Genomic DNA, 12159 nt, shown 5'->3' with positions numbered 1-12159 from the left:
CCATCCCCAACCACGAGGGCGCGCGTGAATGAATGCCCGACCATCCCCTGTCCCTGGCGCGTCGCACACCGGCGCGCGCGTGGTCGTGCTGACCGCGACGGCCATGGTCGCCTTCGCCGCCAATTCGCTGCTTTGCCGCCTGGCCCTGAGCCGGACCGCGATCGACGCGGCGAGCTTCACCGCGATCCGCCTGGTCGCCGGCGCCGCCGTGCTGGTGCTGCTGAGCCGGCGCCCCGGCGCGGCGGACACGGGCCGCGGCGACTGGACCTCGGCGCTAGCGCTGGCGGCCTACGCGGTGTGCTTCTCGTGGGCGTATGTCGGCTTGCCGGCGGCGACCGGCGCGCTGCTGCTGTTCGGCGCGGTGCAGCTGACCATGATCGGCTGGGGATTCGCGCGCGGCGAGCGGCTGGCGGCGCTGCAGGCGGTCGGCCTGCTGGCGGCGGGCGGCGGGCTGCTCGCGCTGCTGCTGCCCGGCGCGCATGCGCCGGCCTGGGGCCGGGCGGCGCTGATGCTGGGTTCGGGGGTCGCCTGGGGCATCTACTCGCTGCGCGGGCGCGGCGCCGGTGACCCGCTGGCGGTCAACGCCGGCAACTTCTGGCGCGCGGCGCTCCTGTCGCTGGCGCTCCTGCCGCTGTTCTGGGCGAGCGTCTCGGTCGACACGGCGGGCCTGCTGTATGCCGTCGCGTCCGGGGCGGTCGCTTCGGGCATCGGCTACTCGATCTGGTACGCCGCGGTGCGCGGCCTGAGCGCGACGGGGGCGGCCTCGGTGCAGCTGTCCGTGCCGGCCATCGCGGCGCTCGGCGCGGTCGCGCTGCTGGGCGAACCGCTGACGCCGCGGCTGGTGGTGGCGTCGATCGTGATCCTCGGCGGCATCGCACTCGTCATCGGCGGCCGCAGCAACCGTTGACCTGCATCAACGGTCGGCGTCGCCCGCACCGGCGCCTGAGACCGCGGCGCAACACCCGCGACCAACCCTTGACCCGTCTCAAGGTGGCGGCGCGGGGTCGGGTCTGAAATGACCATCGACAACAACAGTCGATCATTTCAAACAGGACCCGATCATGAGAACCCGCCGTTTCGCTACCGCCGCCACCGCCATCCTGCTCGCAGGGGCCACGGCGTGGCCCCTCTCATCCCAGGCGCAGGACATGCCCTTCCTCGTGCGCGTTCGCGCCGTCGATCTGCAAAGCGCCAACACCGATTCGACCGGGCTGGACCTGTCGATCAACAACAAGATCATTCCCGAGATCGATTTCTCGTACTTCATTACGCCGCAGTGGGCGCTCGAGCTGGTGCTGACCTACCCGCAGAAGCAGACCGTCCGCGCCGGCGGCACCGAGATCGGCTCGCTCAAGCACCTGCCGCCGACGCTGACCGCGCAGTACCACTTCACCGGGCTCGGTGCGTTCCAGCCATACCTCGGCGCCGGCGTGAACTACACGCGCTTCTCCAACGTCACGTTCGTCCCCGCGGTGCAGACGGCGTTGCAGCCGAGCCTGAGCAAGAACAGCTTCGGCCTCGCGTTGCAGGTCGGCTTCGACTACGAGTTCATGAAGAACACGACCTTCAACCTCGATGTCAAGAAGGTGCAGATCCGCACCGACGTGAGTTCGGCGGGCACGAAGGTGGGCACGTTCAAGGTCGATCCGTGGCTGATCGGCGTCGGCCTCGGGCGGCGCTTCTGATCCGCGCATGACTTCGCTCTCATCGCCGGCCGTCGACCGGTCGGTCGCCGCCGTCATCCCGCACCGCAAGGAGATCCGCGCCTGGCTGGCGCCGATCACCGCGCGCAGCACCGTGCGGGCGCTTGCGCTTACGGTGATCGACGTGCTGCTGTTCGGCGCCTTCATGGCGGCCGTGCTGCTGGCGCAGCAGGCCGGTTTCCAGGTGCTCGCGGGCATCGGTGCCGGCGTGGTGATCAGCCGCCTGTTCATCCTCGGGCACGACGCCTGCCACCAGAGCTTCACGCCGCACCGCGACCTGAACCGCTGGCTCGGGCGCCTCGTGTTCCTGCCGTCGCTGACGCCTTACAGCCTGTGGGAGGTCGGTCACAACGTCGTCCACCACGGCTACACCAACCTGCGCGGGTTCGACTTCGTCTGGCAGCCGCGTTCGCTCGCGGAGTTCCGCGCGCTGTCGCCTTGGCGGCGCGGTCTGGAGCGCATCTACCGCAGCGGCTGGGCACCGTGGCTGTACTACCTCGTCGAGATCTGGTGGGCGCGCATGTTCTTTCCGAGTCGCGCCACCATGCCGACCCGGCGCGCCGTGTTCACCTGGGACTGCCTGCTCGTCTCCGCGTTCGCCGTCGCGTGGGTCGGCGGCCTGGCGTTCGCCGCGGCGCGCACCGGCCAGTCGACCGCGTGGCTGCTGACTGTCGGCTTCGCGCTGCCGTTCCTGGTGTGGAACGGCATGATCGGCTTCGTCGTCTACGTCCACCACACGCACCCCGGCGTCGCGTGGTACGAGGACAAGAAGAGCTGGTCGGCGTCGCAGCCCTTCGTCTCGACGACGGTGCACCTGACCTTCCGCTCCGCGATGGGCGCGCTGCTGCACCACATCATGGAGCACACCGCGCACCACGTCGACATGAGCGTGCCGCTGTATCGCCTGCGTCGCGCTCAGGCGCTGCTCGAGAGCCGGCTCGCCGGCGCGATCGTGGTGCAGCCGTTCTCGTGGCGCTGGTACGCCGACACGGCGCGCCGCTGCAAGCTCTACGACTTCGAGGCGCGTCGCTGGACCGACTTCTCGGGCCGGCCCACCGCTGCAGCGCCTCCCCACGTTTCCTGACCGGAGAACCCATGGCCGCCTTCGACATCCAGCACGTCCTCTCCGTCCATCACTGGAACGAGACGCTGTTCAGCTTCACGACCACGCGCGCGCCGAGCTTGCGGTTCGAGAGCGGACAATTCGTGATGATCGGCCTGGAGGTCGACGGTCGTCCGCTGCTGCGGGCGTACAGCATCGCCAGCCCGCACTACGCCGAGCACCTCGAGTTCTTCAGCATCAAGGTGCAGGACGGTGCGCTGACCTCGCGGCTGCAGCATCTTCAGGTCGGCGACCCGGTGCTCGTCGGCCACAAGCCGACCGGCACGCTGGTGCTGTCCGACCTGCTGCCCGGCCGGCACCTGTACCTGCTGGCCACCGGCACCGGCCTGGCACCGTTCATGAGCCTGATCCGCGACCCCGAGGTCTACGAGCGCTTCGGCAAGGTCGTGCTGGTGCATGGCGTGCGCGAGGCGAGCGATCTCGCGTATGCGCAGTTGATCGAACACGACCTTCCGCGCGACGAGTTTCTCGGCGAGGCGATCTCCAAGCAGCTGATCTACCTGCCGGTCGTCACGCGCGAGGCGTTCCGTCACCAGGGGCGCCTGCCCGACCTGATCGCCAGTGGCGCGCTCGCGCACAAGGTGCGGCTGCCGGCGCTCGACCCGGCCCGCGACCGCGCGATGCTGTGCGGCAGCCCGGCGATGTTGCGGGACACGCGCGAGGCGCTCGACCGGCTCGGCTTCCAGGTGTCGGCGGGGCTGGGCCAACCCGGCGGCTACCTGATCGAACGCGCGTTCGTCGAGCGCTGAGTTCGTCGTTCAGGTCGCGCCGCGCAATCGCGACGTGACGGTGCGGCGCAACCACCGGCGCACGCCCCACGACAACGTCAGGCCGATCGCGACCGAGGCCAGCGTGCCGGCCAGGCCGCGCGTCGGCCGCGACGCGGGGCTCGGACCGTCCAGCGGCGCGCCGCCCGGGGTGGGTGCGCCCACCGGCACCGCGGTGGCCGCGCGGACCGTCTCCTCCAGATCGAGCGGTTCGCGTTCGACTGTCGCACGGGCATGTGCGTGCGCCTCGTCGGGCGCCGTCGCCGTCGGTGCCTGCAAGTGCCGCTGCGAACCGAAGGTGCGGGCGAACACCCAGGTGAACTCGGCACCGAGCAGGAAGATCTGCGCCGAGTAGTACACCCAGACGAACACCACCGCGATGGACCCCGCAGCGCCAAAGCCCGAGGCCACGCCGCTCTTGCCGATGTACAGCCCGATCAGGAAGCGGCCGAGGCTGAACAGCAAGGACGTCACGAGTGCGCCGACCCACACGTCGCGCCACTGCACCGCGACCCGCGGCATGAACTTGTAGATCAGTGCGAAGCCGCAGGTGGTGATCGCGAAGCCGACGATGAAGTTGATCACCTGAACCAGCACTTCCCAGCCAATGAAGTACGAGCCCCACCAGCGCCCGAACGCCGCGACGCCCGCGCCGATCACCAGCGACACCATCAGCAGGAAGGCGACGCCGAGGATCAGGCCGAACGACAGCAGACGCGTCCGCAGCAGCTTCCAGGGCCCGCTGCTGCCCGTTCGCACCGGGGCGCGCCAGATGCGGTCGAGCGCGTCCTGCAACTCGCCGAACACCGTCGTCGCGCCGATCACCAGCACGACGACGCCGATCACCGTGCCAAGCGTGCCGGCGGCCGGCGTGCTCATGCCGGCCAGCATGTCCTGGATGCCTTTGGCGGCCTGCTCGCCCATCAGCCCGTTCAGTTGTGCGAAGACTTCGCCGCGCACCGCCTCGGCGCCGAAGACCAGGCCGGCCACCGAGATCACGATCAACAGGAACGGCGCCATCGAGAACACCGTGTAGTACGACAGGGCCGCGCCCATGCTGGGCGCGTAATCGTCGATCCAGGCATTGACCGCGCCCTTCGCGAGCGTCCACGCCGACTTGAAGTTCAGCGTGGGCGGATCGTCGCGATCCGGTGTTGCGTCTGTCACGACCTTGTCCATTCCAGTCCCCCGTCGTCGGCTGCGCCCGATCCGCTTCGCGGCGTCGAGACCGAAGCTTCGCCGGTCATGCACTGCCCCCGCGTGGGAGCATGCTGATCACGCCCGTAGGACTGCGGCGCTTGCCGGTTCGTCCGCCGGCGTGGCAGGCGGGTCGTCGGCCGGCGCGGCGTCGTTCGCCGCGACCGCTTCGTCCTGCACCGGCTCGATCGCGGCTGGCGAAGAGAAGTTCATCGGCATCTCGCCGCGCCCCGCCGCGCCGATCACGCGGTGGATGAAATCGAGCTTGGCGACGACCGGCGCAGGGACGACGAACGGGTAGCTGTCGTGCAGGCCGAGCGCGCGGTTCATCGCGTTGCAGAACTGCGAGACCGGCAGCCACTGCTCGATGATCGACGGCTCGACCGAATCGCCGTCGCTCGGCACCGGCTGCGCGACCAGCGCCGCACCGCCGGGCACGGCATGGTCCAGGTGCAGGCCCCAGGCGGCGGCGGTCTCGAGGCCGTCGACCATGTGCAGGTAATGCGCCCAGCACTCGGCCCAGTCCTCCCACGGGTGCGAGCTGGCGTAGGCGCTGATGTAGTTCAGGTTCCAGTCCGGCACCGGCGAGGCGTAGTGCTGGCGCAGCGCGGCGTCGTAGTCGGCGCGTTCGTCGCCGAACAGGCTGCGGTACTCGTCGATCCAGGCCGTGTTGTTGATCAGCCGGTCCCAGTAGTAGTGGCCCGATTCGTGGCGGAAGTGGCCGACGAGCGAGCGGTAGGGTTCGTGCATGTCCGTCCGCATGCGCTCGCGGGCCGCATCGTCGGCCTCGGCGATGTTCAGCGTGATGATGCCTTCGTCGTGCCCGGTCAGCACCCGGTCGTTCGGGTCGACCTGCTCCAGGAACTGGAACGACAGGCCGTGCACCGGGTCCAGGTGGCGGCTCGGGGCCGGCAGCTTCAGGCGGATCAGCGTGTAGAAGAGCCGCCGCTTCGCGAGTTCCAGGTTCGCCCAGTAGACCCGGTTCTCGGGCTTGGCCAGCGCCGGGATGATGCGCGTGGTGCGGCAGGACACGCACAGCGGCGACGGGTCGTCCGCGCCGACCATCCAGTTGCAGACCGACTCGGCCGTGTAATTGCTGCAAGGGCGCTGCGCCGGGCCCTCCGGGCCGAGGCGCTGCCAGGTGCCGTCGTCGGTGACCTCGAACGCGACCATCTCGTCTTCGGCCGGCACGAAGCCGAGGCTGGCGCCGCAGGATTCGCAGCGCAGGTTGTCGAAGAACACGCGCTGGCCGCATCGGCCACATTGGAAGAGCTTCAAGAAACGACTCCGGACAGGAACAGGGTGCACGCCACGCGGCAAGGGGCGGGCCGGCGCGTTCGGGCGACGGAACGGGTGGGATCGATCACGCGTTCCAGTCGAGACGGGCGGCAGAAGCCGGCGCATGCGCGCTCGGCCGCGTGTCGTCGGAACTGCCATCGCTGCCGGGTGCCAAGCCTTCGCGCGCGTCCGCAGCCGCGTTCTCGAGCAGGCGGATCCGGTCGTCCGGGCCGGCCCGTCCAGCGCGACCGCGACCTGACACGACGGCGGCCACTGCGGCCGCGATTGCTGCGAGAACCCACGCCGTGCCCATGCGTCACCTCGTATGACGAGCGAAAACGGCAGGGTAGCGGGCCGCGCACCGGTCGTCGAGCCGCGGCCTGCGCGCGGTGGTGTCAGCCACCATCGCGGGTCGTTGTAGGACCGCGCAGACGGGAAATCCCCGCCGCCGTGTCGGCCGCGCGCGACTCGCGTGGCTTGAGCAAGCCGGTCGCCAAGGCGGTGCCGACCAGGATGACGGCGCATCCCAGCAGCATGGCCAGGGTCAGCGCCTCGCCGAGGAAGATCCAGCCCCACAGCACCGCGAAGGCCGGGATCAGGAAAGTCACTGCGATCGCGTTGGCCGGCCCGACGTGGGCAATCAGCCGGAAGTACAGCAGGTACGCTACGCCGGTGCACAGCACGGCGAGCATCGCCGTCGTCATCCAGGCCTGTGGCGATGGCGTGGCCACCGGCCACCACAGCGCTGCGGGCACGGCCATCACGAGCGCAGCCGCCAGCTGGCTGCCGGCGGCTACCGCCAGTGGCGGCACGCCGGACAGGTGCCGCTTGGTCACGCTGGCCGAGAGCCCGTAGAACAGCGCTGCCGCGATGCACGCCGGCGCCGCCCAGCCGCTGCCGCCGGTCTTGAAGCCGGCGCTGTCCCACGCCAGCCCGAGCACGCCGGCGAAGCCGATGGCCAGGCCGACGACGCGCGCAGTCGTCAGCCGGTCCTTCAGCCACGCCCAGGCGATCAGCGCGCCGAACAGCGGCGACGCGGCGTTGAAGATCGCCGCGAGGCCGGCCGTGATCGACAGCGCCGCATACGCGAACAGCAGGAACGGCAGCGCCGAATTGGTGATTCCGACGACGAGGATCGGCCGCCAGTGCCAACGCAGTGCGCCAAGCTGGTGGCGCGCGGCCAGCAGCGGCATCAGCACCAGCGCGGCGCCGGTCACGCGCAGGGCCGCCAGCGCGACCGGACCGAACTCGCCCGCCCCCATGCGCACGAACAGGAACGACCCGCCCCACAGCGCCGCCAGGGCGACCAGCTAGAGCAGGTTGCTGCGCTTCATGCGTGGGCCTGCGCGCGCGTTTGCGCCAGCGCGGTCGCGCGTTCGAGCGCGAGCAGCGCGCGCTTGCGGTCGACGCCGCCGGCGTAGCCGGTCATCGAACCGTCGGTGCCGACGACGCGGTGGCACGGCACGATCACCGACAGCGGATTGCGACCGACCGCACCACCGACGGCGCGCACCGCCGACGGCGAGCCCAGGGCCTTGGCGATCGCGCCGTAGCTGGTCGTGCCGGCGCTCGGGATCGCGAGCAGCTGCTGCCACACGGCACGCTGGAAGTCGGTGCCGAGGAGATCGAGCGGCAAATCGAAATCGTCGCGCTCGCCGGCGAAGTAGGCGAGCAACTGGTCCGCCGCGCGGCCGAGCAGCGCGTCATCGGGCCGCCGCACCGCGGTGAACGGGGCCGGGTGGTGCTTCTGGCCTTCGAACCAGGCGCCCGCCAGGCCGCGTTCGGTGCGCGCGAGCAGCAGCTTGCCGAGCGGCGTCGCGAGGGTGGTCTGCGCGGTGCAGGCGGCGGCGAGGGTGGTCAGGGTCGTGCTCATGAGGTCGTCGTCTCCAGGGAATTCCAAAGCCGCAGCACGGCATACGCGCGCCACGGTTGCCAGGCCTGCGCCTGCGCGTCGGCCTCGCGCTGACCGGCGGTGCCGAAGCGCTGCCGCATCGCCTTCAGCACCGCCACGTCGTTGGGCGGGAAGGCGTCGGGCCAGCCGAGTGCGCGCATCGCGATGTAGTGCGCAGTCCACGGTCCGATGCCGGGCAGCGCGCACAGGCGCTCGATCAGCGGCTCGGGTCGCGCCCGCGTGATCACCAGCGGGCTCAGCTCGCCCCAGGCCTGCGCGATCGCCTGGATCGCGCCCGCGCGGGTTCGGATGATGCCGAGCTCGGCGATGCGCTCGAGCGGCGCGGCGGCCAGCCCCTGCGGCGCCGGGAAGGTGCGGATCACGTCGGGCCACGGCGTACGCAGCGGCTCGCCGAAGCGCTCGACGAGACGCCGCGCCAGCGTGCGCGCCGCGGCGACCGTGACCTGCTGGCCCAGCACCGCGCGCACCGCGAGTTCGAACGCGTCGAGGCTGCCTGGCAGGCGCAGCCCCGGTGCACCGGGGATGTCGGCCAGCACCGCGTCGATCGCCTGCGGTTGCGCGTCCAGGTCCAGCCAGCGCCGGGCCGCGGCGACGACCCGCCCGCTCGCCGCGGCCAGTTCGGGCGCGAAGCGCAGCAGCACGACCGGAGCGTTCGCTGCGAACTCGGCCTCGATCCAGCCGGCGACCGGCGCCAGCGTGCCGGCGCGCAGGCTGCGGCGCACGCTGCGCTCGCCGACCACCTCGACCTCCGGCACCGCGCGCAGCGCGATGAAGCGCAGCAGGGCGGCCACGTCGTAGGGCGCGCGGTACGCGAGCTTGACGGTGATCGCGGCGCCGCGGTCGAACTCGTTCTCGTCGGCCTCGCCGCGCAGCCGACTCGGGCTCATGCGGTAGCTGTCCGCGAACGCCGCGTTGAAGCGCCGCAGGCTGTTGAAGCCGCTCGCCAGCGCGACCTGCGCGACCGGCAGTCGCGTGTCGGTCAGCAGCTGCTTGGCGAGCAACAGGCGCCGCGTCTGCACGTACTGCAGCGGCGTGACGCCGTGCTCGGCCTGAATGATGCGGCGCAGGTGCCGGTCGCTGACGCCGAGCCGCGCGGCGATGTGCACGAGGCTCGGCGGCTCGCCGCTCGCCGCCTGGGCGTCGAGCGCGTCGGCGGCCTGGCGGGCGAGGGTGCGCGAGGCGTCCATCACCGTCCACGGCAGACCGGCGCCGGGCGCGATCTCGGGGCGGCACTTCATGCACGGGCGGAACGCGGCCGCCTCGGCCTGCGCGGGCGTGTCGAAGAAGCGGCAGTTCTTGCGCAGTGGCGTGCGCACGCGGCAGATCGGCCGGCAGTAGACGCCGGTGGACGTGACGCCGACGAACAGGCGTCCGTCGAAGCGTGCGTCGCGGGCCGTGATGACCTGGTAGGCGGCGGTGTCGTCGAGGAGGGCGGCGGCGTTCGGCATGGGGTCGATTATCGCGACCGTGCCGCGGCCGACTGGCCGTTTTCGGACATGTTCCCGGCGGTGCCGGATCAGCGCTTGTCGTCGTCGAAGCGGCCGTGGCGGCCGGTGCCCTCGGTGAAGCGCCGGGCGCCCCGTACCGATTCGCCCGACGCGAGCGTGCGCTGGCCGAGCGCGAACTCCTGCGCCAGTGCCGCCTGCAGCGGCAGCCCGTGCTGCGCCATCACGCTCACGCGGTCGTTGCGAAGGCACTGCTGCGGGAACACGGCGATCTGCCGCGCCAGCTCGATCGCGGCGGCCAGCGCCTGCCCGGCCGGCACGACGCGGTTCGCCAGGCCCAGTGCGAGCGCTTCGTCGGCCGCGACCGCGCGGCCGGTCAGGATCAGGTCGAGCGCGCGGCTTTCGCCGATCAGACGCGGCAGGCGCACCGTGCCGCCATCGATCAGCGGCACGCCGAAGCGGCGACAGTACACGCCGAACACCGCCGTCGCGCTCGCCACCCGCAGGTCGCACCACAGCGCGAGCTCGAGGCCACCGGCGACGGCGTGCCCCTCCACCGCGGCAATCACCGGCTTGCTCAGCTGCAGGCGCGTCGGGCCCATCGGGCCGATCGCGCGCATGTCCGCATCGAGCGGATTGGCGCGCGACGCCTCGCCGAAGCCGCCCGCCACCGCCTTCAGGTCGGCACCGGCGCAGAACTGGCCGCCGGCGCCCTGCAGGATCGCGAAGCAGGCGTCCGCATCGGCGTCGAAATCGAGAAACGCCTGCCAGAGCGCGCGCGCAGTCGGGCCGTCGACGGCGTTGCGCACCTGGGGCCGGTTCAGCGTGACGGTCCAGACCGGCCCGTCGCGTTCGATCTGGACCGTGTCGCTCATGCCGGGTGCAGCACCAGTGCCACCGTCTGCGCGGCCAGTTCGTCGAGATCGACGCGATGCGTCGCGGCGCGCGCGGACTTCGGGCGCGCGCGGTACCAGGTCGCGGAGAAGTTCATCGCGCCGAGGATCATCAGCCGCGCCAGCTTGGCGTCCGCGCGCAGCAGGCCCTGTTCGTGCAGTTCATCGAGGGTGCGCTGCCAGATCGCGTCGTAGCGATCCTTCAGCTCGATGATGCGGCGCTTGTACTGCGCCGGCAGCGAGCGCCAGTCGTACAGCATCACCGGGATGAAATCGCTGCCGGTGTCGTGCAGGATGCCGTAGTGCGTGCGCACCAGTTGCCGGAAGCGCTCGGTCGCCGACAGGCTGGGATCGACCGCGTCGGTGGTGCGGTCCAGCCCGAGGCGCAGACCTTCTTCCATCACCGCCATCAGCAGTTCGTGCTTGTTCGCGAAGTGATAGAAGGGACTGCCCGAGCGCATGCCCACGGCGTGCGCGATGTCGCGAATCGTCGTGCCGTCGAAGCCCTTTTCGCGGAACAGCCGAGCGGCGACGCGCACCAGATCGGCACGCCGGTTGTCGGGGCCTTCGGTGGCGGGGGGGCGGGGTTTGACCGGCATGGGTTTCGGGTTTGTACGCTGACGCGCCGCAATCGACTTCGATACAAAGCAACTGCTTGCTTGGCAAGCCGAGCATATCAACAAGAAGCAGCTAGCCGCAACGATCGCCGCCACGAGCATCGCATGCAGGCCGTCCTGGAGACTTTGGGGTGCAGGCTCTTCAGATCGTCATCAGCGGCATTGCGCAAGGCTGTATCTACGGCCTGATCGCGCTCGGCGTGGTGCTGATCTACAAGGCCACCGAGACCGTGAGCTTCGCGCAGGGCGAGCTGATGATGCTCGGCGCGTTCATCGGCCTGATCGTGATGAGCTCGCTCGGCTTCCCGTTCTGGCTCGCGTTCGCAGCGGCGGTGCTGGCGATGGGCGCGTTCGGCATCGTGCTCGAGCGGCTCGTGATCCGGCCGATCCTGGGCCAGCCGGCGTTCTCGATCGTGATGCTGACGATCGGCATCGGCTACGTCGCGCGCGGCGCGATCACGATGGTGCCGGGCATCGGCACCGAAACCCACACGCTGCCGGTGCCCTACAAGGACCAGGCCTGGAACGTCGGCGCGCTGGTGCTGAACGTCGAGCAGATGGTGATCATCGCGGCCACCGTCGTGCTGAGCGCGGTGCTCTATGCCGTCTTCAAGTACAGCAAGGTCGGCGTCGCGATGCAGGCGGCCTCGCAGAACCAGATCGCGGCGTACTACATGGGCATCCCGGTCAAGCGGTTGAACGGGCTGGTGTGGGGGCTGGCGGCTGCGGTCGCCGCGGTGGCCGGATTGCTGCTCGCGCCGATCACGTTCGTGCACGCGAACATGGGATTCATCGGGCTGAAGGCGATGCCGGCGGCAGTGGTGGGGGGCTTCGGCAGCTTGCCGGGGGCGCTGGTCGGTGGATTGATCATCGGGATCGTCGAGTCGTTGTCGGGGTTTTATCTGCCGGAGGGGTTCAAGGACATCGCTGCTTACGTGGTCGTGCTGATCATGCTGGTCGTCAAGCCGAACGGGTTGTTCGGCGAGAAGTTGCGGAAGAAGGTGTGATGGGGCGGCTGGCTTTCGGTGGCAGCGCGTCGCGGCAGGCGGCACCCGGCAGGGGCTCATTCGGTGGCGGTCGCCGCGACGAAGTCAGTCCACCAAGCGCGCTGCGCGCGCCGGCCCCGAAGCTGTGCTCCTCACCGCCACCCAAATCGCCCCTGCCGGGTGCCGCCTGCCGCGACAACCACCACCTGAGCTTCTCCACCGAACCGCTCCGACGGTT

The 12159-nt window shown here is 70.6% G+C and carries 13 protein-coding genes; 5 read left to right on the top strand and 8 right to left on the bottom strand.

The window, feature by feature from the left end:
• The first annotated feature begins 28 nt into the window (after positions 1 to 28).
• From ASC76_RS05165 to ASC76_RS05150, 4 genes are all read left to right on the top strand, one after another.
• Positions 29 to 907, top strand: coding sequence for a DMT family transporter (locus tag ASC76_RS05165; RefSeq protein WP_056463540.1), 879 nt, complete (start codon positions 29 to 31; stop codon positions 905 to 907).
• Positions 908 to 1061: 154 nt separating this feature from the next.
• Positions 1062 to 1685 carry an OmpW family protein gene (locus ASC76_RS05160; RefSeq protein ID WP_056463537.1) on the top strand — a complete coding sequence of 208 codons (624 nt, stop codon included), beginning with the start codon at positions 1062 to 1064 and terminating at the stop codon, positions 1683 to 1685.
• A gap of 7 nt (positions 1686 to 1692) precedes the next feature.
• Positions 1693 to 2787: a fatty acid desaturase gene (locus ASC76_RS05155; RefSeq protein ID WP_082548796.1), complete on the top strand. Its 1095-nt coding sequence runs from the start codon at positions 1693 to 1695 to the stop codon at positions 2785 to 2787.
• An 11-nt stretch (positions 2788 to 2798) separates the two neighbouring features.
• Positions 2799 to 3575, top strand: coding sequence for a ferredoxin--NADP reductase (locus ASC76_RS05150; protein ID WP_056463534.1), 777 nt, complete (start codon positions 2799 to 2801; stop codon positions 3573 to 3575).
• A gap of 9 nt (positions 3576 to 3584) precedes the next feature.
• Here ASC76_RS05150 and ASC76_RS05145 read toward each other — a convergent pair whose 3' ends face one another.
• The 8 genes from ASC76_RS05145 to ASC76_RS05115 form a co-directional block, all read right to left on the bottom strand.
• Positions 3585 to 4760: a YihY/virulence factor BrkB family protein gene (locus ASC76_RS05145; RefSeq protein WP_235580360.1), complete on the bottom strand. Its 1176-nt coding sequence runs from the start codon at positions 4758 to 4760 to the stop codon at positions 3585 to 3587.
• A gap of 108 nt (positions 4761 to 4868) precedes the next feature.
• Complete coding sequence (locus tag ASC76_RS05140; RefSeq protein WP_082548793.1) at positions 4869 to 6068, bottom strand: putative zinc-binding metallopeptidase; 1200 nt, start codon at positions 6066 to 6068, stop codon at positions 4869 to 4871.
• Positions 6069 to 6153: 85 nt separating this feature from the next.
• On the bottom strand, positions 6154 to 6381 hold the full coding sequence (locus ASC76_RS25070) for a hypothetical protein (protein ID WP_157615322.1): 228 nt from the start codon (positions 6379 to 6381) through the stop codon (positions 6154 to 6156).
• Between the two features lie 82 nt (positions 6382 to 6463).
• A complete protein-coding gene (locus ASC76_RS05135; RefSeq protein ID WP_235580434.1) occupies positions 6464 to 7378 on the bottom strand; it encodes a DMT family transporter in 915 nt (304 codons plus the stop codon).
• Positions 7379 to 7398: 20 nt separating this feature from the next.
• The gene (locus ASC76_RS05130; protein ID WP_056463531.1) at positions 7399 to 7941 is read right to left on the bottom strand and encodes a methylated-DNA--[protein]-cysteine S-methyltransferase; all 543 of its coding nucleotides are present in this window, start codon (positions 7939 to 7941) and stop codon (positions 7399 to 7401) included.
• Complete coding sequence (locus ASC76_RS05125) at positions 7938 to 9428, bottom strand: DNA-3-methyladenine glycosylase 2 family protein (protein ID WP_056463528.1); 1491 nt, start codon at positions 9426 to 9428, stop codon at positions 7938 to 7940. The genes ASC76_RS05130 and ASC76_RS05125 overlap by 4 nt, the downstream gene beginning before the upstream one ends.
• Before the next feature lie 68 nt (positions 9429 to 9496).
• Positions 9497 to 10300, bottom strand: coding sequence for a crotonase/enoyl-CoA hydratase family protein (locus ASC76_RS05120; protein ID WP_056463525.1), 804 nt, complete (start codon positions 10298 to 10300; stop codon positions 9497 to 9499).
• Positions 10297 to 10917 carry a TetR family transcriptional regulator gene (locus ASC76_RS05115; protein ID WP_056463522.1) on the bottom strand — a complete coding sequence of 207 codons (621 nt, stop codon included), beginning with the start codon at positions 10915 to 10917 and terminating at the stop codon, positions 10297 to 10299. The genes ASC76_RS05120 and ASC76_RS05115 overlap by 4 nt, the downstream gene beginning before the upstream one ends.
• A gap of 149 nt (positions 10918 to 11066) precedes the next feature.
• Here ASC76_RS05115 and ASC76_RS05110 point away from each other — a divergent pair, with 149 nt between their 5' ends.
• On the top strand, positions 11067 to 11942 hold the full coding sequence (locus tag ASC76_RS05110) for a branched-chain amino acid ABC transporter permease (RefSeq protein ID WP_056463519.1): 876 nt from the start codon (positions 11067 to 11069) through the stop codon (positions 11940 to 11942).
• Positions 11943 to 12159 lie beyond the last annotated feature (217 nt).

Source organism: Rhizobacter sp. Root404, from assembly GCF_001425865.1.
Taxonomy (GTDB): domain Bacteria; phylum Pseudomonadota; class Gammaproteobacteria; order Burkholderiales; family Burkholderiaceae_C; genus LMDS01.
Note: the sequence above shows the minus strand (reverse complement) of the source record. Positions and strands in the feature narration are given on the sequence as shown.